Source organism: Micromonospora chokoriensis (assembly GCF_000718555.1).
Classification (GTDB): domain Bacteria; phylum Actinomycetota; class Actinomycetes; order Mycobacteriales; family Micromonosporaceae; genus Micromonospora; species Micromonospora chokoriensis_B.
In genome coordinates this window covers 1-23,064 of sequence record NZ_JOAN01000020.1, presented here as the reverse complement: position 1 = coordinate 23,064, position 23,064 = coordinate 1, and the positions used below count along the sequence as shown (strand labels likewise).

The window sequence follows — 23,064 nt, the reverse complement described above, 5'->3', positions numbered from 1 at the left end:
CCGGGGGGACGAGGTGGTGGTCAGAAACCGAGGTACGCGTGGCGCAGGTCGACGTCGTCGCGCAGCTGCACCGCCGGGGCGGCGATCACCACCCGACCGAGGGACATCACCACGCCCTGGTCGGCGACGGCGAGCGCGCTGCGCACGTTCTGCTCGACCAGCAGGACGGTCAGGCCGGTGCGGTCACGCAGTTGACGCAGCAGCGCCATGGTCCGGGCGACCACCCGTGGCGCCAGGCCCAGCGACGGCTCGTCCAGGAGCAGCAGACGGGGTCGGCCGACCAGGGCCCGGCCGAGCGCGAGCATCTGCCGCTCACCGCCGGAGAGCTGGTGGCCGAGGTGCCGGCGGCGTCGGGCCAGTGGCTCGAAGAGCTGGTAGACCTCGTCCAGGGCCCGCCCCGCGTCGGCCCGGTCGCGTCGCCACAGCCCGCCGAGGCGCAGGTTCTCGTCGACGGTCAGCTCGCTGATCACGCCCCGACCCTCCGGGACGTGCGCCATGCCGCGTCGGACGAGCTGCTCCACCGGCGTACCCCGCAGGTCCTCCCCGGCGAGGAGGACCTGGCCGGCGGCCGGGCGGATCATGCCGGAGAGCGCGCGCAGCAGGGTGGTCTTGCCGGCGCCGTTGGCACCGACGACCGCCGCGATCGTGCCGGCCGGGACGGTGAGGTCGATGGCCCGCAGCACCGGCGCGGCACCGTAACCGGCCACCAGCCCCCGCACGACGAGCAGGTCGGTCGCGGTCATGGGGAAACCTCTTCCTCGACGGTGGCACCGAGGTACGCGTCGGTGACCGCCGGGTCGTCGCGGATCTCGTCCGGGGTGCCGGCGGCGATGACCCGGCCGAAGTCGAGCACCACGAGCTCGTCGCAGACGGCCATCACCAGGTCCATGTGGTGCTCGACCAGGAGCACGGCGCAGGGGTCGGTGTCCCGCCGAGGCAGTTGTCGGACCAGCTCCGCCAGCTCGGCGATGTCGTCGGCGCCGAGGCCCCCGGCCGGTTCGTCGAGCAGGAGCAGCCGGGGCCGGGCGGCGAGCGCGCGGGCCAGGGCGACCCGCTGGCGTACAGCGAAGGGCAGTGTGGTCGGCGCGGCCTCGGCGTGTTCGACGATGCCCAGGTCGTCGAGGATGGCCAGGGCGTGCCGACGGAGCCGGCGCTCGTCGCGGTCGCTGGCCGGCAGCCCGAGCAGCGCCGGGACGAAGCCCGCGCGGGCGGTGTGCGAGGCGCCGGTCATCACGTTCTCCAGCACGCTCAGCCCGGCGAAGAGCCCGGTGCCCTGCAGGGTCCGGGCGATGCCGAGCCGAGTCAGCCGGTGCGGGCGTGGCCGCAGTGGCCGACCGTCGAGGGTGAGCGAGCCCGACTCCGGTGCGACGAATCCGCAGATCACGTTGAAGAGCGTGGTCTTGCCGGCGCCGTTGGGCCCGATCACGCCCACCACCCGGTTGGGTGGCACCCGCAGGGAGACGTCGTCGAGGGCGGTGAGGCCGCCGAAACGGACGCCGATGTGGTGCAGTTCGAGGCCGCGCTCCATCACCCATCCCCCTGTCGTGGCGGGTGTTATTTACACTCGCAGTGTACGTTTCTCGGGAATCCCGTCAAGACCTTCAATGCCCGCTTCCACCTGCGGATGGGGCGGCCGCCAGCGGCGACCGCCCCCCGCGAACCGCCGTCAGGCGCTGGGGCAGGTGTTGCGGTACTCCTCGATCTGCGAGCCGCTCGGGCCGGGGCAGAGGAACTGCTCGTAGCGGGTGTCGTCGTCGACGAACCGCTTCAGCCAGGCCACCATCTGCCGTGCGGTCGGCGTGTTCGTCGTCTGCGGGAAGAAGTGACTCGCCCCGTTCAGCTCCAGGTACGCCTTCTCGGCAGAGGCCGGGATGCTGTTGTAGAACGGCACCGAGTGCGACGCGACCGGCGCGACGGTGTCGCTCTCACCGCCGACGATCAGCGTCGGCACCCGCAGCTCGGACCAGCTCTTGTCCAGGTTCCACGGTGCCAGCGGCACCGCGGCCTGCAACGAGGGCCGGGCCGAGGCCGCCTCCAGGCTGCCACCGCCACCCATGGAGTGGCCGGCCACCGCGAGTCGACTGCTGTCGATCCGGGTGCGCACCGAGCTTCGCTCGGTGAGGTAGTCCAGCGCGGCGAGCAACTGCCGGCCCCGGCTGTCCGGCTGGTCGAGCCGGCTGTTGGTCTCGATGCCGATCACCACGAAGCCGTGCGAGGCGATGCGCGGCCCGAGCCAACTGATGCTGGACCAGGCGGCGGTGTAACCGGGCGAGATGGCGATGGCCCCGAAGGTTCCCTCGCTGGTGCTGGTCGGGTAGTAGATGACGCCGCCGCCGAAGCCGGTGACGCTCAGCGAGGAGACGTTCTGCGAGGCCGTGGCGAACGGGCCGCGACTGGCCTCCAGGATCGCGGTGGTCGGGGCCGGGCCCCGCTCGTAGGGGCCGGCGGCCTGCGCGGCGCCGGACGATCCGGCCAGGACGCCACCGGCGGCCAGGACGGCGGCCAGCGCGAACCGGGTGGCACGGGCTGCGACGGAACGGGGACTGGTGGTGGTTGGTGAGGACACGTCGGGCACTCCCTAAAGTCGAGGGATATCGACGTGTGTCAGTTTTGGCCGCCTCGCCGATCCTGGCATCGGCGAAATCACCAGTCCCTGCCGAGGATGGCGAGGCGAGTTGTGTTTCGACCCTCTGACCTGGGGTAGCAGGGCAGGCGCCGGCCCGCACACGCGCCATGGAGAGGTTCATTCAGTGGATTCCAGCAAGCCCGCCGAGGCGGTCAAGAACGTCGTGAAGACCGCCTCAGGAAAGATCGCCGATGCCCTCACCCCGGACGTCCCCGGTGCGCCGGGGAGCGCGCCACCGCCACTCGAGGAGCCGACGACGCCGCACGACCCACTGCCGCCGAAGCCGGAACAGGGGGCACCGCAGACCCGCACGCCGACCGGTGCCCAGACCGGCGCGCCGACAACCGCGAACGGTCAGCAGGGGGCCTACCTCACGACCGCGAACGGGGCACGGCTGCGCGACACCGACCACTCACTCAAGGCCGGCCCGCGCGGCCCGGTGCTGCTGCAGGACCACCACCTGCGCGAGAAGATCACGCATTTCGACCACGAACGCATTCCGGAGCGGGTGGTGCACGCCCGAGGCGCCGGCGCGCACGGTGTCTTCACCGCGTACGGCACCGCCGAGGCGGTCACCAGGGCCGGCTTCCTCAAGAAGGGACGCGAGACCGAGGTCTTCGTGCGGTTCTCCACGGTGCTCGGTTCGCGGGGTTCGGCCGACACGGTCCGCGACACCCGTGGCTTCGCCACCAAGTTCTACACCGACGAGGGCACCTTCGACCTGGTCGGCAACAACATGCCGGTCTTCTTCATCCAGGACGCGATCAAGTTCCCGGACATCATCCACGCCGCCAAGCCGCACCCCGACCGGGAGATCCCGCAGGCGCAGAGCGCCCACGACACCTTCTGGGACTTCGTGTCGCTGCACACCGAGGCGCAGCACCACACCATCTGGAACATGTCCGACCGGGGCATCCCGCGGTCGTACCGGACGATGGAGGGCTTCGGCGTGCACACCTTCCGCCTCGTGAACGAGGCCGGGGAGACGGTGCTGGCCAAGTTCCACTGGAAGCCGAAGCTGGGCGTGCACTCGCTGACCTGGGAGGAGGCTCAGCTACTCAGCGGCATGGACCCGGACTTCCACCGCCGCGACCTCTACGACGCCATCGAGGCCGGCGCGTACCCCGAGTGGGAGCTGGGCATCCAGGTCTTCCCGGACACCCCCGAGGAGACCTTCGACGGGATCGACCTGCTCGACCCGACGAAGATCGTGCCGGAGGAGCTGGCCGAGGTGCAGCCCATTGGGAAGCTGGTGCTCAACCGGACGCCGACGAACTTCTTCGCCGAGACCGAACAGGTCGCCTTCCACCTCGGCCACCTCCCGCCGGGCATCGACGTCACGAACGACCCGCTGTTGCAGGGCCGACTCTTCTCGTACGTCGACACGCAGCTCACCCGCCTGGGTGGGCCCAACTTCTCGCAGATCCCGATCAACCGCCCGCACGCCGCCGTGAACGACATGCTGCGCGACGGCTTCCACCAGCAGGCCGTGCACGCGGGCGTCGCGCCGTACCGACCGAACTCGCTCGACGGCGGCAACCCCTCCCCGGCCGGGGACCCCGAGCACGCGTTCCTCGACGTGCCGGTCACCGTGGCGCAGGCACCGAAGGTACGGGCGAACCCGGCCTCGTTCGACGACCACTACAGCCAGGTCCGTCTGTTCTGGCTGAGCATGTCGCCGGTCGAGAAGGAGCACATCATCCGGGCGTACACCTTCGAGCTGGGCAAGTGCTACCACCAGGCGATCAAGGAACGTCAACTGCGCAGCCTCGCCAACATCGACCCGGTGCTCTGCGAGCAGGTCGCCACCGGCCTGGGCCTGCCCGCACCGCAGCCGACCGTGCCGCTGGTCGACGCCACACCCAGCCCGGCGCTGTCGCAGGTCGGTCGGGAGTGGCCGAGTGACGGTCGCACGATCGGGATCGTCGTCGACCCGGACGGCGACCTGGACGCGATCGACGAGGTCCGCCGGGCCGTCTTCGAGGCCGGCATGGTGCCGCTGCTGATCGCCCCGCACGGCGGCACGGTGGCGGACCTGCCGGTGCAGCGCACGTTCGCCACCGGCCGGTCGGTCGAGTTCGACGCGATCCTGCTGGCCGGAGCGCCAGCACCCGCACCGGACGCCCTACCTGGCCGCGACGACAAGGCGGGCAAGCCGGGTCCGGCCGCGGTGGATCCGCGCGTACGGCTGCTCGTCGAGGAGTGCTGGCGGCACGCCAAGGCGATCGGCGCCTGGGGAGCCGGCGTCACCGTGCTGGAGCAGGTCGGCGTCGCCGGCACCCCGGGCGTCGTGGCGGCGGGCTCAGGCGCCGAGGCTCTGACGGCGGTGCAGCAGTTGCTGGCCGCGCACCGGGTGTGGGAACGGTTCCCCGCCTCGGTCGCCTGACACAGCTGAGCATCGAGGGGCTGTCCTGGACGCCATGGAGGACAGCCCCTCGATCACTGGACCTGGAGACTGCCTGGAAGGTCCACGATGGTTGCACGTTGCGCCGCATTCGTAACATCCAGTCATGGCCGAGGAGAATCGCGAGGCAACTCCTTCCGACGACGAGAATCGGAGGCTGATCGAGACAGCTCGTTGGCACATCACTCGCTATGACGGACTTCGCAGTTCCATCGCGAATCGGGCTTCCTTCGTCATCAGCGCCAACGCCGTCCTCATCGGTGGCGTCGCACTCCTCTTCCCGAGCGCCATCAATCAGGACATCTACGGAGGTCAGGTAACGGTCATCGCCATGGGGGTGGCGGCACTCGGAGTGCTGATCCTCGCGGCCACGTCCATAGTCGCCGCGACAAATGCCCTCCTTGCAGCCAAGCGCTGGCGGGACATCTACGGATCGGACCCCCCGCCTGGCATGTTCTACCTGCACTCGGACACGCTGGCAGTCACCCCCACGTTTCGTGATTTCGGGGCGGCGTTCGCAGCGCAGACCGCATCCGCCGAACGAATGTCGGCCACCGTCAACCTGTGGGTTGTCCTGCAGACGCTCAACTATCGATATCGCTTCTTGCGCCGGGCGACCCGCCGACTGCAATACGGTTTCGCCACGCTGGCCTGCTCGATCGCAGCCGTGATCGTCCTATCGATCATCGGCTTGTGGCGTCGGTAGACGGATGTCGCGGGATCAGCCGATCTCCGCCAGGCGCGGCAGCACCTCGTCGCCGAGCCGCTGGGCAAACTCGACCGGGTGCCGATCCGGTGTCACCTGCACCTCGCTGACACCGAGCGCGGCGTAGTCGGACACCTCGGCGAGGAACGCGTCGAGGTCATCCAGGGGCGACCGGGAGGCGACCACCGTCTTCTCGATGGTGTCGTAGTCGCGGCCCTCGGCGGCGCAGTGCCCGCGCAGCACATCCAGCTTGCGCGCGATGTCGTCGGTGCCGCCCCGGCCGAACAGGTTGCAGGCGTCGGCGTACCGGGCCACCAGCAGCAGGGTCTTCTTCTCGCCGCCACCGCCGATCATGATCGGCGGGTGCGGGCGGCTCAACGGCTGCGGCGAGTTGATCGTCTCGGCGAGCTGATAGTGCTGGCCATTGAACGGGCCGTCGTCGGCACTCCACATCTGTCGGCAGATGCGCAGCGTCTCCTCCAGCCGCTCGAACCGCTCGGCCACCGGGACGACCGGCACGCCGAGCCCGAGCTGCTCCCGCTCGTACCAGGACGCGCCGATGCCGAGGCGGGCCCGGCCGCCGGAGAGCACGTCGAGGGTCGTCACGGTCTTGGCGAGCAACCCCGGGTAGCGGTACATCACACCGGTGACCAGCACACCCAGCGTCATCCGCTGCGTCAGCGCCGCGACGAAGCCCAGCGTGGTGTACGCCTCCAGCATCGGCTCCTCGGCCGCGAACACCGCGTCCATCTGGAAGAAATGGTCCATCACCGTGAACGACGCCACGCCGGCCTGCTCGGCGGTGGTCGCCGTCTGCGCCAGGGTCGGTGCGATCGCGGCCGGGTCGGCCGGGGTCGAGTAGTTCCAGTAGTGCAGCCCGAGCTTCATGTTCGGTACCTCCACCACGGAGCCTAGTGCCGCCCGGTGGCACCCGGGGGGCGGCACGGATTCGCCTGCCAGCCGGGCCTGGCCGCGTCCATTACCTGTTCATGACAAAGCGTGGATCACCTGCGGATATCCGGCTGGCAGCTTCTGGTGAGTGATCCAACAGCTGTCTCCCACCAAGCCCCGGCCCGCCGAAATGGACCCCGACGCGACACGCGTCCGGTTCCGCCACCGGCACCGGAGCGGAACCCCCGCCTCCGAATCACACCGGGCGCAGTGGGCCGATGCCGCCAAGGGCGTCTGCATCATCCTGGTCGTCCTGTGGCACGTCATCGTGAAGGACTACCTGCAGATCAACTGGCACATCACCGTACCGGTGCTGGGCCTGTGGGGAACGCTGGGTGAGCAGTTCCTTCCGCTGCGGATGCCGCTGTTCTTCACCATCTCGGGCGTCTTCGCGGCGAACGCCGCACAGCGGCCGTGGCGGGTCGTCGCCCGCAGCCGGATCGCGGGGTTCCTCTACCTGTACGTCGTCTGGCTGCTGATCCACACCGCGATCCTCACCGCCGCGCCGGAATTGCCGACCGACCGTGCCACCTCGGCTCTCGGCCTGCTGGAGCAGCTCACCATCACGCCGTCCAACCTGTGGTACCTGTACGCCCTGGCGCTGTACTTCACGATCGCCAAGGCGACCCGTCGGGTGCCCCGGGTGCTGATCCTCGTACCCGCCGCCGTGCTGTCCGCCGTCGCCGCCGCCGGCCTGCTCGATACCCCGGGCAACCGCGCCGGCCTCTACCAGAACCTGGTCTTCTTCCTCGCCGGCCTGTACCTGCGGCCGCAGATTCAGCGGTGGGCGGCCACCGCCAGCCGCCCCCGGCTACTGCTGACCTCGGGCGCGTACGCCCTCGCGCTGGCCGCGATGGCGGTGGCCGGAGCCCAGCAGTGGTTCGGGGTATGGCTGGCAGTCTCCGTGGTGGCAGTGATCTTCGGCATAACCGCCGCTGCCCGGCTAGCCCGGTGGTCGGCACTCAGTGATCCACTGGCTAGGCTCGGCCGCATCACCCTTCCGATCTACGTCATCCACATGCCGGTCCTGGCCCTGCTGCACCGGCTATTGCTCGTACCGGTTTCCGGGCTCCCCAAGTCCGCCCAGGGCCTGATCGTGCTCGGTTATCCGGTTGTGCTGAGCGGGCTGGTGATCAGCCTGAGCCTGGCGATCCACCGCGGGCTGCTGGCGGCGCACGCCCGTTGGCTGTTCGCGCTCCCCGGATCCGGACGGGTGGAGGCGGCCAAATGAGCACCCTGGCCGAGGCGGTGATCGACCTCACCGCGATCGCCAGCAACGTGCGGACGATCGCGTCGCACACCGGCACCGACCTGATGGCCGTGGTCAAGGCGGACGGGTTCGGCCACGGCGCCGTGCCGGTGGCCCAGGCCGCGCTGCGAGCCGGTGCCACGTGGTTGGGGGTAACCTCGGCGGCCGAGGCGCTGACCCTGCGCGCAGCCGGTGTGACGGCGCCCATGTTGAGCTGGCTGCACAGCCCGTACGACGACTTCGGTATGTTGATCAACGCTGGCGTCGACGTCGGCGTGTCGACGACGACGCACCTGCACGCCGTCGCCGACGCGGCCCGACTGCTCGGCGTGCCGGCGATGGTGCAGCTCAAGGCGGATACCGGGTTGTCCCGCAACGGGGCTGCCGGGAACGACTGGCCCGAGTTGGTCGGTTGGGCCCGCAAGTACGAACGAGAGGGCGGGATCCGGGTGCGCGGGGTGTGGTCCCACCTCGCCGATGCCGACCTGCCCGGCGCCCCCGAGCTGACCCGGCAGGTGGCGATCTTCGAGGAGGCGCTGCGGGACGCGCGGTCGGCTGGCCTGGACCCCGACCTCGTCCATCTGGCCAACTCGGCGGCCGCGCTCTGCGCACCACAGACCCGCTTCGACCTCTGCCGCATCGGGATCGCCCTGTACGGCGTGGACCCGTTCGGCGTCAGCGGCCCGGGCGAGTTCGGGCTGCACGCCGCGATGACCCTGCGCACGAGCGTGGTCAACGTCAAGCGGGTGCCGGCCGGCACGGGCGTCTCCTACGGGCCCGAGCACGTCACCAGCGCACCGACGACGCTGGCGCTGCTGCCGCTCGGCTACGCCGACGGGCTGCCCCGGGCCGCGGGTGGTCGCGCCTCGGTGTGGCTCGCCGGCCGGCGGTGCCCGATCGTCGGACGCATCGCCATGGACCAGTGCGTGGTCGACGCCGGGGACCTTCCGGTGACGATCGGCGACCCGGTCGTGGTGTTCGGCCCCACCGAGGGTGACCAGAGCCCACCGAGCGTCGTCGAGTGGGCCCGCTGGGCCGACACCAACCCACACGAGATCTTGACTGGCATCGGGGCCCGGGTGGCCCGCGACCACCTCCATGGAAGGGCACGAATCTCATGACAACCCGACTGGCAGTCCTGTTCGGCGGGCAGAGCGGCGAGCACGAGGTGTCCTGCCGCTCGGCGGCGAGCATCCTCGCCCACCTGGACCGTGAGCGGTACCAGGTCACCGAGGTGCTCATCGACCGCGACGGCGGGTGGCACGTCGGCGGCAAGCCGACGCCACTGCCGCAGGCGTTGCGCGTCCTGCGTGCCCAGGACGTGGTGTTCCCGGCCCTGCACGGCCCGTACGGCGAGGACGGCACCGTGTCGTCGCTGCTGGAGTGGCTCGGCGTGCCGTACGTCGGCAATGGCGTCTTCGCCAGCGCCGCCGGCATGGACAAGGGGGTCACCAAGCGGCTCCTCGCGGCGGAGGGCCTGCGGGTCAGCCCCGGGGTGACCCTGCTTCCCGGCGAGGACCTGTCGCCCGACGACCAGCGACGGCTGGAGCTGCCGGTCTTCGTCAAGCCGGCCCGGGCCGGGTCGAGCCTCGGCGTCGTCAAGGTGGACGACTGGGCGGGAGTTCCCGCCGCGCTGGAGCAGGCCCGCCAGGTCGACCCGAAGGTGCTCATCGAGCAGGGCGCGCGGGGGCGTGAGATCGACGTGGCCGTCCTGCAACACCCGGACGGTCGGGTGGAGGCCGGCCCGCCGCTGGAGATCCGGGTGACCGGCGCCGGCTTCTTCGACTACGACGCGAAGTACGACGGCGGGGCGATCTTCCAGATTCCCGCCCTGCTCGACGCGGCGACCACCGAGGTGCTTCAGGACCGGGCGATCCGTGCGTTCGAGGCCCTCGACTGCCGCGGGCTGCTGCGGGTGGACTTCTTCCTGCCCACCGAGGGGTCGCGCGAGCCCATCGTGAACGAGGTCAACACCTTCCCCGGCTTCACCGCCGCGTCGCAGTTCCCGCAGATCTGGCAGAAGGCCGGCCTCGGGTTCGCCGACCTGATCGACATCCTGATCGCCGGCGCGCTGGCCGACCAGGACCGGGGCCACCACGGCGGGTTGGCCCGGCAGGAACGAGCGGTCGGCCTGGTGTGACGCGCCGGTGGCGCCCCGGTCACTTGATTGGACATGGCTGAGGTGGTCGGGTGCCGTCGGGCCCGACGATGGTGACCGGGGCGAAACTCACCACGAGGCCGGCCTGCGCTGCGGCGTCGGCCGCGGTGCAGACGATCTGGTTGACCGCGTTCTCCGACAACGCCCGCGCCGCACTGGCCGTCCGCACCGTGAGGTCACCGGCTTGGTCGACCTCGGACGTGACCGGGGCGATCCCGGCCGGCACCTCACTGGTGAGGCCTCGGCCGCGCTCGGTCTGATCCGGGCCGGCCGCGAGCAGGGCGAGGGCGGTGTCGGGCGTGCCTTGCGCCTTCGCCGGCCGCAGGACCAACACGAGTTCACCCTGCCTGAGCAGGTAGAGCCCGATGCCCTGCGATGGACCGCTGACCGCGGGGCGACCGGTGATGACGATGCTGGGCCGTACTCCACAACCCGTCGCGAGCGTGAGGAGCAGCCCACCGGCGAGCAGCGTCTGACCCGTCCGCCGGCCGATCACCGGGCATCTCCGGCGTCTGCGGTGTCCCGGGGCAGGCGCAGGGTGAAGACCGCGCCGCCACCGGGGCGATTGCCCGCGACGAGGCTCCCCCGTCGTTCGCCGTCGCGGTGCAGGCGCGCGTTCTCCCAGGAGATGGCGAGGCCGAGGCCGCTGCCCTCGGAGCGGGTTCGCGCGGTGTCAGCCTTGTAGAGGCGGTCGAAGACGTGCGGCAACACCTCCGGGTCCAGTCCCGGCCCCTGGTCGGCAACCTCGATGGTGACCCAGTCCGGGTCGGCGCTCAGGCGCACCGACACCGGCTCGGCACCGTGTCGAAAGGCGTTGCCGACCAGATTGGCGACGATGACGTCCAGCCGGCGGGGGTCGAGTCGGACCACGACTCCGGGTGGCAACTCCGTTCGCACCCGGTCCAGCCAGCCGCGGATCCGCAGGGCCGCAGTCACCGCCGCGGCCACGTCCACGTCGTCCAGGGCGAGCCGCGCGGTGCCGGAGTCGAACCTGCTGATCTCGATGAGGTCGTTGACAAGCTGCGTGAGGTTCTGCGTCTCCTGGCTGACCAGCCGGGCGGCCCGGCCCGCGTCGCCGGGCAGGTGCTCGGCCTCCTCGTCGAGCACGTCGGTGACCGCCGTCATCGCGGCCAATGGCGTACGGAGTTCGTGCGAGACGTCGGCCACGAAGCGGCGGGCGTCGGATTCCAGCCGCCGCAGCTCACCGACCTGCCGCTCCAGCGTGCGCGCGGTGTCGTTGAAGGTCCGCGCCACGTCGGCCAACTCGTCGACGCCCCGGACCGTCAGCCGGGTGCTCAGGTCGCCCTCGCCGAGGCGGCGGGCGGCCCGGCCCAGGTCGCGGACGGGTCGCAGCACACCACGGGCCGCCAGCAGGGCCAGCAGGACGGCGAGGACCAGGGACAGTCCGCCGGTCAGCCACGCCAGGGTGGCGAGCCGGTCGATGCTCTGCTGCTCGGCCACCAGGCTGCGCACCGAGTAGACCTCCAGCCCGGACGGCCGGGACGAACCGTCGGCCCGCGCGAACCTCAACTGAGTGCCGATGAGCAACCAGGGTTCTCCCTCGGACGAGACACGTTGCCAGGCGATCCGGCCGTCGCCGACGTCCTGGCGCAGCTCCGGGGTGAGCAGATCGAGCGAGTCGGAGCCCTGCGCCCACAGGTCCCGGTAGATGACCACCACGGAGCCCTCCCGGTCGGAGAGGCGCTGGGCCAACAGATCGAGTTCGCCCTGGGTCGGCGGGAGCTGGGTGATCGGGTAGACCTTCGTGAGCTGATCGGTCAACGACATCACCGCGGCGTCTTGCGCCTGCTGGAGGATGACGTTGCGGGCCTGGAAGTAGCTGCCACTGGCCACGGCCACCGTCGTGATCACGCCCAGCAGCGCGAACGCCAGGACCAGCCGGACCCGTAGGCCCGAGACCCGCGCGCCGACCCAGCGCCACAGTGTCACAGCGGGCCGAACCGGTATCCGAAACCACGCACGGTCTGGATGAAGACCGGCGTTGACGAGTCGACCTCGATCTTGGCGCGTACCCGCTGGACGCACGCGTCGACGAGTCGCGAGTCGCCGAGGTAGCCGTGCTCCCACACGGCCTCCAGCAACTGCTGGCGACTGAGCACCTGACCCGGCGTGTGCGAGAGTTCGAGCAGCAGCCGCAGCTCCGTCGGGGCGAGGCTGACCGGCATCCCATCCTTGCTGACCACCAGCGCCGCCCGGTCGATGGTCAACGCGCCGTGCTGCTCCAGGCCGACCCGCTCACCACCGGTACGCCGCGTTTCGCCGCCGGTGCGTCGGAGCACCGCGCGGATGCGCGCTTCGAGCACCCGGGCCTGCACGGGCTTGACCACGTAGTCGTCGGCGCCGGCCTCCAGGCCGGCCACCACGTCCATGTCGTCGTTGCGAGCGGTGAGCATGATGATCGGCAGGTCACCGAGCTGGCGAATCCTGCGACAGACCTCGAAGCCGTCCATCCCGGGCAGCATGAGATCGAGGACCACGACATCCGCCGGGGTCGCCCGCAGCTGCTCCAACCCCTGCTCACCGGTGCCCACGGCGTGCACCGTGTGCCCCTGTCGGGTAAGCGCCAACTGCAGTCCGTCGCGTACCGTCTGGTGGTCTTCGATCAGTAGGACCTGGGACATGTCGTCAAGTATCCCATCATGAGATCTTTTGCGGCTCGGGCGATGGCTGTGGGTGCGTGCGGCTCCGCCGGGAGAGCGGCACCGCGAAATCGGTCGAACGCACCAGGAACACCACCGCGCACACCAGGAACATCGTCAACGCGCCCGCCGCCACGATGGCGATCAGCAGCCCTCGCTGCACCGACGCGACCAGACCGGGCACGACCACCACCAGCGCCCAGAGCAGAACGGCCAGCCCGAACCCCGCCTCGGCCAACCGGTGCCAGAGGCGACCGCCGTCGGAACGGCCGGCCGCGTCGCGGTCGGTGGGCCAGGCCGTCAACGCGGCGGCGGCCAGGCAGAACAGGGTCACCCCGAGCAGTACGCCACCGAGCACGTCACTGAACCGGTGCCAACCCGCGATCATCGTGGCCGAGGCGATCACCGAGACGCCCGCGGCGCCCGGCACCGCCAGCCACCGCCGGGCCCACCCGGGCAGGACCAGCATGAACGCCAGCAGCAGGGCGGTCGCCGCCGCGACATGGCCGCTGGGGAAGCTGTTGTGGGTGGTGGAACTCTCGATCTGCAGATCCGGTCGGGGCAGCGCCGACTTCAACGCGCCGGCCACCAGCGCCACGCAGACCACCATGCCCACAGCGACGATCCCCGCCACCAGCCGTCGGCGGAGCACACCCACCAGCAGCACCGCGCCGAGCAGGGTCGCGATGAGTGTCGGGCTGCCGAAGGTGGCCAGCACGGTCTTGGCCGGACCCACAAGCACGGTCTGCTGCTCGTACCCTCCGCCCCGCTCGGCGCGCGGCAGGAGCACACCGTCCAGCCACTGCCCGGTGTACGTCCGCACGAAGACAGCGGCGGTGAGGGCCAGGGCGAACAGCCCAAACAACGCCGCCGCGAGCAGCCGGAGCCCCAGCGGCACCGCCGCGCGGGCGTGGGGCAGCGGGCGTGCCGGCTGCGGGGCGGGTGTCGACCGCCCGACGGAGTACAACGATCCGATGGACATGGCGACCATGCTCGCCCCGGCAGGTCCGTACCCCGTGCTCGGATTGTCTTGGTTCTGTCACAACCATCCTCACCGCTTCCGGAAAAGCGGATCGTCGACGGCGGGGCGGGTGGACCTGGCGGCACGAAGAGATCTACATGCTTACATGCAACTATGTTTTACCCAGCCGAGATCAGCCACCACTAGGGTCAGGACGCCGATCGATGTTTCGGTTGGTGGTGCGAAAAATCCATCCGGAGTGAGTTGGGGAACCGGAAGGTGTTGGGGGAATGCAGCAAGTTCCAGTCGCCAGCCTGGTCATCGGCATCGCGTCCTCGCCGGCCGAACGCCGACATCTGGCCCGGCTGCTCGGCGGCAGTGACGCCTTCCTGATCGTCTCGACCGTCGAGCAGGCACGAGAGTTCCTCGGGGTGGTCGAGACGCCCGCCGTCGCGGCTCCCCCGCCCAGGGCCGTGCTCGCCGAGGCGACGCCGAGCCCACAGCCACCGCCGCCGGATCTGACCGTCGACTCCGACCGCCGGGTGCTGCGGTGGCGCGACCAAGAGATCGACCTCACCCGGTTGGAGCATGACGTGCTGCTGTGCCTGGTGCACGCACCCGGGCAGGTGTGGACCTACGAGCGCCTGCACCTGGAGGTCTGGGGCAACCGGCACCTCGGCCGGGGCTCCGACATGCACTCGGTGGTGCGCCGGGTGCGTGGCAAGCTCGCTCGACTGAACGCGGCGGCGACGATCCACTCGGTACGCGGGGTCGGCTTCCGGCTCTCCCCCGTCTGACGAGCCGAACAGGGTCCGGCCCGCCTGGTCTGAGACCAGGCGGGCCGGACTGTGTAGCTACCGCTCAGGCGTCAGCACCGGATGGGCGCCAACCCGAAGTTCTCCACCGTGGGAGTGGTGGTGTCGATCCTCGTCTGACGGGTCTGCGGCTTCCAGCCGTCCTTGGCGACGATCATCGTGAGCGGGTTGTTGCGGCGGTCCACCCAGTAGGCGTACTTGCCCTGGGCGTCGGTCGCGAAGGTGTACGACGACGCCCACGAGTCGACCTGGACGACCGCGCCGGTGAGCGGGTTGGTCGCACCCTGGCAACTGGTGCCGGTGACCGTACCCATGAGCTTGCCCCACGTCTTCGGGGGGTTCGCGGTCATGGTCACCGCGACCGGCGCCACCGAGTACGGCGTGTTCTCCGAGATCCCGACGCCGCCGGAGTAGGTGCCCGGCTGGTCCACGTTCGCCGAGATGCCGACGGTGACCGTGACCTTCGCGCCCGGCGCGAGAGTCACGGCGGACTTGTCGATGGTCATCCAGCTGACCTCGGCCGCCGCCTCAGCGCACCCTTCGAGGCCGGGGAGCACCTCGCTGTCGACCCCCGAGTTGAAGCTGCCGGCCGCGCCGCCGATCTTGTAGAAACCGCACGCCGCGCCACCGCGGTACTTCGCAGTGTTGGCGTTCGGCAGGTTGGACCACGATCCGGCGGCCGGGTCGAAGGCGAAGCCGGCGTTGCTGATGGCCCCACCCTGCGAACCACCGACGACGAGGAGCTTGCCGCCGGCCACCGCGTACGAGCTGGCCCAGTTGTCAGACGGCGCGTCGGCGACGGCGGTCCAGGTGTTGGCATCCGGGTCGAACGCGTAGCTGGCCTTCTGCGGGACGGATCCGTCGTTGCCGCCGGTGCAGTAGATGATGCCGTCGATCCCGCCGCAGGAGGCGAAGGCCACCGACTTCGGGTAGTTGGCCATCGTCTCCCACTTGTCGGCGGCCGGGTCGTACCGGACCACGCTGTTCGACATCGGCAGGCAGCTCGAGGTGGTGCAGCCACCGATCGCGTACAGCTTGCCGCCGACCACGGCCTGACCGGCCGCGGACCGCGGCGCCGGGTTGTCGGCCACCTCGGTCCAGGCGTTGGCCGCCGGGTCGTACGACCAGGTGGCGGAGTCCGGGCCCTCGGCGGCCCAGCCACCGGTGGCGACGATCTTCCCGCCCAGGACGCCCACCGTCATGGCGTTACGGGCGCTGGGCAGGTCCGCGATCGCCGTCCAGGTCTGCGCGGCCGGGTCGTAGGCGTAGTTCTTGGCGGTGGAAGACTCTCCGTCACCACCACCGATCGAGTACACCCTGCCGTCCAGGCTCACCACCCGGTTGTCCATGATCTTGGCCGGGTAGTTGGCGATGTCGGTCCACGGCGCCTCCTGCGGGCCGACCGCAGCCGCGGCGGCCTTGGCCTCCTTGCCGGACGACTTCGCGCCGAACGACGTCGGAACAGCGAGCCGCTGCTCCGGCGCACCGCTGGCACCGAGAATCTGCTGCTTGGTGACCTTGGACCCGTCCGCCCGGAGGAGTTCGAACCCGTTGTCCCGCTCACCGAACTTCACCTCGACCGGCGCGCCGCCGGTGTTGGTCACCGTGAACGTCTTGCTGGTCTTGCCGTTGGGCATCTGGAGCGTCGCGCTCAGCTGCGTCGGCGTCACCGCCAGTCGACCAGCCGCGAGCTGGAAGTTCGCCGCGGTCGTCCAGTCGGCCTCGACGTCGACCGTCTTGGTCTGGCTGACGTAGTTGACGGCGGTGGCGGTGAACGGGTGCTCGCCGGTCAGCGACGAGTACATCCAGTAGAAGCCGTCGGCCAGCCCGGGGTCGTCCGGGGTCGCCGCGCTGACGGCCTTCTCGGCGGGACGGTCCTTGCTGGTGACGGTCACGCTGTTGACGTAGCTGTCGTCGTTCTTGTCACGGACGTGACCGACGACCAGACCACCGTCGAGCGGCACGCAGGTGACCTGGCTGCCGATCAGGACGTTGTCGACCTCCCACCACCACTCGTACGAGGCGTCGTAGTAGTGGAAGCGGACCTGCACCTGCGCCTTACCGGCCGCCTGCGGGATCGCGATCTCGGTCACCCTCGGTCCCGCGACGTCCGTCTCCTGCCGGAGCACGTTGGCCCAGGTGGCACCACCGTCGATGCTCAGGTCGACATCGGCGATGTCGTCGTTGAGCTGGTTGAAGTCCTGGTTGAACCGGATGACCGGAGTCGCGACGTTGGTCAAGTTGACCACCGGGCTGACCAGGGAGGTGTCCTGGCTGGCACCCGGCCCGTAGGCGTCGCTGTCGATGATCGCGAAGTTACCGCTGCCGCCGGTCAGGTTGCCCCGGAGGGCCTCGTCGGTGAACTTCCAGACCTGACCGCTGCCCGCGTTGTCCACGACCGTCCAGCCGGCCGGCGTGGTCGTGCCGTCGAACGTCTCGTACGCACCGTCGGAGCCGGTCGTGTAACCGGGCGCGGTCTTGCAGGAGTTGAACTTTACCGGTACGGCGACGTTGGCGGTGACGTTGCCCGAACCGACCACGACCTGCTTGGTGACGGTCTCGTAGCCGGGGTACTGCGACTCGTAGGTCAGGGTGTACGTCTGCCCGACCGGCAGCTTGAGGCTGTAGCGGCCGTTCGACGGGGTGGTGTAGTCGTAGACGCCGGACCGGTCCGTCACGCTCACCTTCGCGTACAACGGCCAGCCGTGACCGGAGCCGTCGGTGACCGCTCCGCTGACGTTGACGGTCGGCACCGCCGCGAGGGCGACGTTGAGCGTCGTGGTCGCGTTCTTGTTGACAGTTGCCGGCTTGGTGGTGCTGCCGTAACCGAACGCCGAGACGGTGACCTGGTAGTCGCCGGCGGGGAGCGGGTTCGAGAACTTGCCGTCGGCGCCGGCGGTCAGCTCACGCCCGGCCGGGCCGGTGAGCGTCACGGTCGCGCCGGCGATCGGGGCGCCGGAGGCCGCGTCGGTGACCGTGCCGGCCAGGGTGCCGGTTTCGCCGGTCGGGGCGGTGTTGAGCAGGGCGAGGGCGTCCAACAGACCTTCGCCGTAGACGTTGTTGTCGGCGGCGGTGCCACCACACTGGTCGTCGGCCTTGTCGACAGCCGTGCCGTTGAGCAGCGCGCGGGTCCCTTCGACGTCACCGATGAGCGACGGAGCTGCGGAGTACAGCAGCGCGATCGCACCCGCGAGGTGCGGTGCGGCCATCGAGGTCCCGCTGATGCTGCGGTAGGTGCTGTTTGGGTAGCTCGACCGGACGTTCACGCCCGGTGCCGAGATGTTGGGCTTGATCTCGCCGTTCTGGCCGACGCCACGGCCGGAGAAGTCGGCGACGTTGTTGTTGATGTCGTACGCGCCAGCCGAGTAGTTGCTGACGAGGCTGCCCGGCGAGCCACTGCTCTGGCAGGACGGGCCGCTGTTGCCGTTGGACCAGACGCCGAAGATCCCGGAGGCGGTCCACGCCAGCGTGATGTCCTCCATGAACGGCGTGGTGGACGGGTTGATGGTGCCCCACGAGTTGTTGATGATGTTCGGTCGCTTGCTCGCGTCCGGGTGCTGGCCCATGAGGTCCACCGGCTCGAGCATCCACTGACCGGATTGGATCAGAGCGGCGTCGCTGGGGCAGCAACCGTTCGCCGCGATCCACTTGACCCCGGGGGCGACACCGATCTGGTTCGCGCCGTCGTCGGAGCCGGCCATGGTGCCCATCGTGTGCGTACCGTGGCCGTTGTTGTCACAGGGGGCGGCCGCACAGGCTTCAGCGGCGTCGAACCAGTTGTAGTTGTGGTCGAACGTGCCGTCGCCCTTGTTGCCACGGTAGGAGTTCACCAGCGCCGGGTGGTCGAACTGCACCCCGCTGTCGATGTTCGCGATGGTGATGCCCTCGCCCTTGACGTTGTACTGAGACCAGACGTCGTCGGCGTTGATGTTGGTGATGCCCCACTCGAGGGCGTTCACGGTCTTCTCGTCGGTACCCGTGGTGGTCTTGGGCACCTCGTAGGCAACCGGGGCGTAGAGGCCCTCTACCTCCGAGTGCCCGGCGTACTTCTGCGCCATCGCCAGCGAGCCGCTGCTCACCCGGATGGCGTTGGTCGCCCAGAAGGTCTGGTACTTCGCGCCCGAGCTGTTCAGGTCGGCCCGGATCTTGCCCTGGCTCGCCGCAGCGGTCTTGCGCAGAGCGTCCGCCACCGCCGTTCCCCGCTTCGACCAGTCCTTGATGGCACTGGCCTTGCTCAGGTCCGCCCGGTCCTTGAACCGGATCCAGAAGTCCCCTTCACTCTTGGCCTGGAACTGCTTGGTGAGCTCCGGTCGGATCTTGTCTCCGGTCGACGCGCTCGCACCGCCCGGCGCGGCCTGCGCGCCCGAGCCGATGGTGGCCAAGCATGTCGCGGCGAGGATCGTCGCCGCCCCGGCGCTCACCAGTGATCTGGCTGCGCGCCGCCATTGTGGACGTCTGGACATTGGTGCTGCCTCCCTCAGAACGACCCAGGGTGGAATAGGCCATGGTGGATCTCCCCATGTCACCGCGCGGGTCACGCCGGTTGCCCGAGTGGACACTATGATCGAGAAGAACGGACGATCAAGAACTTGCCGTGAGCAAGTTGTCGCTAAGAGTCGCCATGGCTCGCGGCATGCTTGCCAATCATTGTCAGGACCATGACGAGAGCTGGGCAGGGATGCCCATCGATCCCGGGCGGTGCGGTGGCCGAGGACGACGAGGCGACGTTGAACAGGGGTGATCCGGCCGACGAGCCGTTCCCACTGCTGATCGCGGTGACCTCGTCGCCGGCCGAGCGCATCCGGCTCGCCGAGCGCCTGGATGGCATCGCACCGCTGCTGCTGGTGGCCGACCTCGACGAGCTACGACGACTGATCGCCGCTCCGCAGCAGGCCGCCGCCCCGCCCGCACCCGCGCCGGTCGCCGCCCTGGTGATCGACTCGGCGCGTTCCAGCGCCCGCTGCGGGCACCGGGAGGTCGACCTCACCCGCCTGGAACACGATCTGCTGACCTGCCTGGTCACCGAGCCGGCCCGGGTCTGGAGCTACGCCGAGCTGCACCGGTCGGTCTGGGGTGACGAGGGACGCGAACGCAAGGCGGATGTGCAGTCGCTGGTCAAACGGCTGCGCCGCAAGCTGCACGACATCGGCACCGGAGCGACCATCGATGTCGTTCGCGGGGTGGGGCTGCGGCTGACCGATCACCAGCAGGCGCGGGTCGAACGGACCTGACAACGAGGTGGCATGAGCCTGACTCACCCGGGGTAGGAGATGAAGATCAGCAGCACTACCCGCAACACGGAACGTTGGTAAGGAGAGCCCAAATGGCAGTGCCCAACCCCTCGACGGTGTCCATCGGCCTCAAGACGGCCGCGCACGTCGGGATCGCGGTGAGTGACCTCGACCGCTCGGTCGAGTTCTACCAGGCCCTCCTCGGCGCAGAGCCGGTCGTACGGGACGAGAGCATGCACGGCGCTGGGTTCGCCCAGTCCCAGGGGCTGCCGACGACGAAGCTGCGGTACGCGACGTTCAACCTCGACAACCTCGGTATCGACCTGATCCAGTTCCAGGAGCCGGTCGGGGACGCCGCCCAGGTGGCCGCCAACCGGCCCGGCTCGATGCACCTCTGCTTCCAGGTCGACGACGTGCGCTCGGTCTTCGACCGGATGAGCGAGGCCGGGTTCGACTTCCTCGGGCAGCCATACACCTTCGCGTCCGGCGAGGTGAACCCGCCGGACGCCGTCGGCACCGAGGTCGCCTACTTCAACGACCCGGACGGGACGAACCTCGAAATCATCGCGCCGAAGGGTGGCTTCGCCCGCAACTAGTGAGCCCTTGGGCAGTGTGGGGTGCGTGCCGAACTACGGCACGCACCCCACGCCGTTCAGCGGCCGCCGCGCGCCTGGGGCCGTCCCGGCTCGGACGGCATCCGGGTGATCGGCGGCAGCACCAGGGCGACCAGGGCGACGATCGCGATGACCGTGAACGGCAGCGTGTAGCTCTTGCCGCTCGCCTCGTAGAGCAGCGACGTGACCAGCGGGCCGACCACTCCCCCGAGACTCCAGGCCACGATCATCGCCCCGTAGATGGCACCGCCGTTCGGGGTGCCAAAGTAGTCGGCGGCGGTGGCCGGCATCGTGCCGAAGCCACCGCCGTAGGCGAGATAGACCAGCGCGGCGAGGACCGCGAAGAGCGCGAGCGACGCCGCGTGCGGCAGGATGAAGAAGCAGATCGCCTGCAACAACAGCATCCCGATGAACGCCGGCATCCGGCCGGTACGGTCGGACAACCACGCCCACGCCACCCGCCCGGCGCCGTTGAACAGACCGAGGACGCCGACCAGGGTGGCGGCGGTGGCCGCGCTCGCCCCGGTGATGACCTGGGTGGCGTCCGACGCCTGGGAGATCAGCGCGATGCCGCAGGCGACGTTGAGCGCGAGGATGCCGGTGAGCATGTACCACTGCCGGGTACGCAGCGCCTCGCGCAGGGTGTAGACCCGGGTGCCCGCGAGGGCCCGACCGGTGGTCTTCGGGGTGAACCCCGGCACCTGGTAGCCCGTCGGCGGGTTCCGGAAGAAGGACGCCCCGAGCAGGATCGCGATCAGGTACGCGACGCCCAGCGGGAAGAACACGTGGGTGGGGTCGTCCGTACCGTTGAGCAGCCGTTTCGCCACCGGAGCGACGATCACGGCGCCGAAACCGAAGCCGGCGACCGCGATGCCGGTGATCAGGCCGCGTCGGTCCGGGAACCACTTGGCGAGCATGGCGATCGGGGTGATGTACGCGGCGCCCAGGCCGATGCCCCCGAGCACGCCGTAGGTGAGCACGAGCAACCAGAGATCATCCTTCGACGACGTGAGCGAGGCCAGCATGTTGCCGACCGCGTAGAGCACGCCGCCACCGAGCGCGACCGGTCGGGGCCCGCGCCGGTCCTGGATGCGGCCACCGATCAGGCTGCCGATGAAGATCGTCCCGATCGCCACCTCGAACGGCAGCACCGCCTCCCACTTGGCCCAGCCGAACTCGTCCTGGAGCGGCTTGTTGAACACACTCCACGCGTACACCGCGCCGAGCGCGAGCTGGACGAGCACTGCGGCGACGACGAGACCCCATCGGCCACGCGTCGGTGTGGATCTTCCCGGATCAGTTGCGGTGTGTGCCATGAGCTGAGTCCCCCGTCTGCCGGCTCATTGGCTGGCGCCTGCTGGTCGAGCTACGTCCCCTTCTCGGCCGGTGGCCGGCCCTCCCTCCGGTCGCGCCGCTCGCGTTGCGGCACGACCGTGTATTTCGGATCCCGCGCGGACACCAGGCCGGCCTCGAAGACGCCGAACCGGGTGGCTACCGACGAGGCCACGAGAGCGGCGCCGGAGATCGCGGACATGATCCGGCTGCGTCGGCTGAACAGCGCGGCAACGGTGCCCACGCCGAGCAGAACGCGTCCGGCCCGGACCAGCCGGCCGCTGCGGCCGTGCTCGTAGGGCTCACCGGTCAGCCCCATCCGCTCCAGCTGGCGACCGCCGAGCACTTCGGTGGTCGCGGCGGCGAGAGCGAGTCGCCGCAGCGGGGCGGTCTGCGCGGCGGGCGCCGCGATCATTCCGACCCCGGACGCGGCGGCGAGCGCGCTGCCGGCGAAGACGAACGGCAACGACGGGTACGCGTCGTGCCAGGACGGTACGGCGGTGTCGGCGAGCAGCACCCCGGTGTAGGTGGCCAGCGCCGGGGCGGTGGCTGCGGCGGCCAGGCCGGCGATGTTGCCGACGGGTGGCACCAGCCGGCGGGCGAGGCCCAGCACACCGTGCTGCGGGAGCCGCGGCGCGAGCTCGGCGAGAGCGGCGATGCCGGCCAGCGGCCCGAAGGCGGTCAGGATCCAGGTGCCGACCGACATCGGCGAGGTCAGCTTGGCGACCCGGAGCATGTGGTGGAACCGGGCGGGTTGCCCGAGGTCGTGCACCAGCAGGTACGCGCTGGCGGTGACACCGCCGAGTGCTGTCCAGCGCCCCACCTGCCGCAGACCGGGCCGGCCGGTCAGTTGGGCCCCCGCGCCGATCAGCGAGCCCCCGGCGGCGAGGCCCCCGGTGAAGAGGTAACCGGCGATGTCCCGCTTCCACACCGGCCCCTTGAGGATCGGCCGGCCGTAGTAGGAGGTGAAGTCGGCCGCCGGCACGGTGAGCTGCTCACCGCCGCGGGTCATGGCCGCCTGCCCAGGAACGCGAACACCGTGGCGGCGGTCATCGCCAGGGCGGCGAGGCCGGCGCGTTTCCACATGGCCGGCAGATCCCGGGTGGTCACCACCGGATCCGGTGGCAGACCGTACACCTCGGGCTCGTCGAGGAGCAGGAAGAACGCCCCGTCCCCACCGACACCGTCGTTCGGGTCATGGCCATACAGCCGCGCCTCGGGAACTCCCCGCCCCCGCAACGTCGCCACCCGCTTCGCGGCCCGTTCGTGCAGCTCGTCGAGGGGCCCGTACTGGATCGACTCGGTCGGGCACGCCTGCGCGCACGCCGGAGTCATCCCCGCACCCAACCGGTCGTAA

The 23,064-nt window shown here is 70.1% G+C and carries 19 protein-coding genes and 1 pseudogene; 8 read left to right on the top strand and 12 right to left on the bottom strand.

The window, feature by feature from the left end:
• Window positions 1-20: 20 nt before the first annotated feature.
• From IF46_RS0124565 to IF46_RS0124555, 3 genes are all read right to left on the bottom strand, one after another.
• The gene (locus tag IF46_RS0124565; protein WP_030490741.1) at window positions 21-743 is read right to left on the bottom strand and encodes an ABC transporter ATP-binding protein; all 723 of its coding nucleotides are present in this window, start codon (window positions 741-743) and stop codon (window positions 21-23) included.
• Entirely contained in the window at window positions 740-1,528 is a 789-nt protein-coding gene (locus tag IF46_RS0124560) for an ABC transporter ATP-binding protein (RefSeq protein ID WP_051724143.1), read from the bottom strand. The genes IF46_RS0124565 and IF46_RS0124560 overlap by 4 nt, the downstream gene beginning before the upstream one ends.
• A gap of 138 nt (window positions 1,529-1,666) precedes the next feature.
• Window positions 1,667-2,566, bottom strand: coding sequence for an alpha/beta hydrolase family protein (locus tag IF46_RS0124555; protein WP_030490739.1), 900 nt, complete (start codon window positions 2,564-2,566; stop codon window positions 1,667-1,669).
• Window positions 2,567-2,750: 184 nt separating this feature from the next.
• On the opposite strand from IF46_RS0124555, the gene IF46_RS0124550 reads away from it, so the two are divergent.
• Entirely contained in the window at window positions 2,751-5,012 is a 2,262-nt protein-coding gene (locus tag IF46_RS0124550; RefSeq protein ID WP_030490738.1) for a catalase, read from the top strand.
• Between the two features lie 124 nt (window positions 5,013-5,136).
• Window positions 5,137-5,736, top strand: coding sequence for a hypothetical protein (locus IF46_RS0124545; protein ID WP_030490737.1), 600 nt, complete (start codon window positions 5,137-5,139; stop codon window positions 5,734-5,736).
• 15 nt (window positions 5,737-5,751) lie between these two features.
• On the opposite strand, the gene IF46_RS0124540 is transcribed toward IF46_RS0124545, so the two are convergent.
• Window positions 5,752-6,639: an LLM class F420-dependent oxidoreductase gene (locus tag IF46_RS0124540; RefSeq protein ID WP_232234151.1), complete on the bottom strand. Its 888-nt coding sequence runs from the start codon at window positions 6,637-6,639 to the stop codon at window positions 5,752-5,754.
• Window positions 6,640-6,775: 136 nt separating this feature from the next.
• Here IF46_RS0124540 and IF46_RS0124535 point away from each other — a divergent pair, with 136 nt between their 5' ends.
• The 3 genes from IF46_RS0124535 to IF46_RS0124525 are packed head-to-tail and all read left to right on the top strand — an operon-like array spanning window position 6,776 to window position 10,076.
• Complete coding sequence (locus IF46_RS0124535; RefSeq protein ID WP_030490735.1) at window positions 6,776-7,918, top strand: acyltransferase family protein; 1,143 nt, start codon at window positions 6,776-6,778, stop codon at window positions 7,916-7,918.
• Window positions 7,915-9,057 (top strand): alanine racemase, encoded by a 1,143-nt coding sequence (gene alr, locus IF46_RS0124530; protein WP_030490734.1) that lies wholly within the window; start codon window positions 7,915-7,917, stop codon window positions 9,055-9,057. The genes IF46_RS0124535 and alr overlap by 4 nt, the downstream gene beginning before the upstream one ends.
• A complete protein-coding gene (locus IF46_RS0124525; RefSeq protein ID WP_030490733.1) occupies window positions 9,054-10,076 on the top strand; it encodes a D-alanine--D-alanine ligase family protein in 1,023 nt (340 codons plus the stop codon). The genes alr and IF46_RS0124525 overlap by 4 nt, the downstream gene beginning before the upstream one ends.
• 19 nt (window positions 10,077-10,095) lie before the next feature.
• Here IF46_RS0124525 and IF46_RS32790 read toward each other — a convergent pair whose 3' ends face one another.
• From IF46_RS32790 to IF46_RS0124505, 4 genes are read right to left on the bottom strand one after another with little or no spacing between them, the layout of a single operon-like run.
• Entirely contained in the window at window positions 10,096-10,590 is a 495-nt protein-coding gene (locus IF46_RS32790; RefSeq protein WP_232234150.1) for a hypothetical protein, read from the bottom strand.
• On the bottom strand, window positions 10,587-12,044 hold the full coding sequence (locus IF46_RS0124515) for a sensor histidine kinase (protein WP_051724142.1): 1,458 nt from the start codon (window positions 12,042-12,044) through the stop codon (window positions 10,587-10,589). The genes IF46_RS32790 and IF46_RS0124515 overlap by 4 nt, the downstream gene beginning before the upstream one ends.
• The gene (locus tag IF46_RS0124510; protein WP_030490730.1) at window positions 12,041-12,736 is read right to left on the bottom strand and encodes a response regulator transcription factor; all 696 of its coding nucleotides are present in this window, start codon (window positions 12,734-12,736) and stop codon (window positions 12,041-12,043) included. The genes IF46_RS0124515 and IF46_RS0124510 overlap by 4 nt, the downstream gene beginning before the upstream one ends.
• A gap of 16 nt (window positions 12,737-12,752) precedes the next feature.
• The gene (locus IF46_RS0124505) at window positions 12,753-13,736 is read right to left on the bottom strand and encodes a phosphatase PAP2 family protein (RefSeq protein WP_198041525.1); all 984 of its coding nucleotides are present in this window, start codon (window positions 13,734-13,736) and stop codon (window positions 12,753-12,755) included.
• 269 nt (window positions 13,737-14,005) lie between these two features.
• Here IF46_RS0124505 and IF46_RS0124500 point away from each other — a divergent pair, with 269 nt between their 5' ends.
• The gene (locus IF46_RS0124500; RefSeq protein ID WP_030490728.1) at window positions 14,006-14,512 is read left to right on the top strand and encodes a winged helix-turn-helix domain-containing protein; all 507 of its coding nucleotides are present in this window, start codon (window positions 14,006-14,008) and stop codon (window positions 14,510-14,512) included.
• A 71-nt stretch (window positions 14,513-14,583) separates the two neighbouring features.
• Here the strand turns inward: IF46_RS0124500 and IF46_RS0124495 are convergent, their stop codons facing one another.
• Window positions 14,584-18,951 carry a S8 family serine peptidase gene (locus tag IF46_RS0124495; protein ID WP_232234149.1) on the bottom strand — a complete coding sequence of 1,456 codons (4,368 nt, stop codon included), beginning with the start codon at window positions 18,949-18,951 and terminating at the stop codon, window positions 14,584-14,586.
• A 237-nt stretch (window positions 18,952-19,188) separates the two neighbouring features.
• On the opposite strand from IF46_RS0124495, the gene IF46_RS0124490 reads away from it, so the two are divergent.
• Window positions 19,189-19,761 (top strand): winged helix-turn-helix domain-containing protein, encoded by a 573-nt coding sequence (locus tag IF46_RS0124490; RefSeq protein WP_084598032.1) that lies wholly within the window; start codon window positions 19,189-19,191, stop codon window positions 19,759-19,761.
• A 92-nt stretch (window positions 19,762-19,853) separates the two neighbouring features.
• Window positions 19,854-20,357: a VOC family protein gene (locus tag IF46_RS0124485; protein WP_051724141.1), complete on the top strand. Its 504-nt coding sequence runs from the start codon at window positions 19,854-19,856 to the stop codon at window positions 20,355-20,357.
• Between the two features lie 56 nt (window positions 20,358-20,413).
• Here IF46_RS0124485 and IF46_RS0124480 read toward each other — a convergent pair whose 3' ends face one another.
• From IF46_RS0124480 to IF46_RS0124470, 3 genes and pseudogenes are all read right to left on the bottom strand, one after another.
• Window positions 20,414-21,691, bottom strand: coding sequence for an OFA family MFS transporter (locus tag IF46_RS0124480; RefSeq protein ID WP_051724140.1), 1,278 nt, complete (start codon window positions 21,689-21,691; stop codon window positions 20,414-20,416).
• A 50-nt stretch (window positions 21,692-21,741) separates the two neighbouring features.
• Window positions 21,742-22,719, bottom strand: a complete 978-nt coding sequence (gene nrfD / locus IF46_RS0124475; protein WP_036393111.1) for an NrfD/PsrC family molybdoenzyme membrane anchor subunit — start codon at window positions 22,717-22,719, stop codon at window positions 21,742-21,744.
• Window positions 22,716-23,064, bottom strand: a pseudogene (locus IF46_RS0124470) (4Fe-4S ferredoxin); the annotation flags it as partial. The pseudogene IF46_RS0124470 and the gene nrfD, both read right to left, overlap by 4 nt.

Coding starts and splice junctions, on each gene's coding strand:
- IF46_RS0124565 (WP_030490741.1), bottom strand. CDS start 743: ATGACCGCGACCGACCTGCTCGTCGTGCGGGGGCTGGTGGCCGGTTAC.
- IF46_RS0124560 (WP_051724143.1), bottom strand. CDS start 1,528: ATGGAGCGCGGCCTCGAACTGCACCACATCGGCGTCCGTTTCGGCGGC.
- IF46_RS0124545 (WP_030490737.1), top strand. CDS start 5,137: ATGGCCGAGGAGAATCGCGAGGCAACTCCTTCCGACGACGAGAATCGG.
- alr (WP_030490734.1), top strand. CDS start 7,915: ATGAGCACCCTGGCCGAGGCGGTGATCGACCTCACCGCGATCGCCAGC.
- IF46_RS0124525 (WP_030490733.1), top strand. CDS start 9,054: ATGACAACCCGACTGGCAGTCCTGTTCGGCGGGCAGAGCGGCGAGCAC.
- IF46_RS0124510 (WP_030490730.1), bottom strand. CDS start 12,736: ATGTCCCAGGTCCTACTGATCGAAGACCACCAGACGGTACGCGACGGA.
- IF46_RS0124505 (WP_198041525.1), bottom strand. CDS start 13,736: ATGTCCATCGGATCGTTGTACTCCGTCGGGCGGTCGACACCCGCCCCG.
- IF46_RS0124500 (WP_030490728.1), top strand. CDS start 14,006: ATGCAGCAAGTTCCAGTCGCCAGCCTGGTCATCGGCATCGCGTCCTCG.
- IF46_RS0124490 (WP_084598032.1), top strand. CDS start 19,189: ATGACGAGAGCTGGGCAGGGATGCCCATCGATCCCGGGCGGTGCGGTG.
- IF46_RS0124485 (WP_051724141.1), top strand. CDS start 19,854: ATGGCAGTGCCCAACCCCTCGACGGTGTCCATCGGCCTCAAGACGGCC.
- IF46_RS0124480 (WP_051724140.1), bottom strand. CDS start 21,691: ATGGCACACACCGCAACTGATCCGGGAAGATCCACACCGACGCGTGGC.
- nrfD (WP_036393111.1), bottom strand. CDS start 22,719: ATGACCCGCGGCGGTGAGCAGCTCACCGTGCCGGCGGCCGACTTCACC.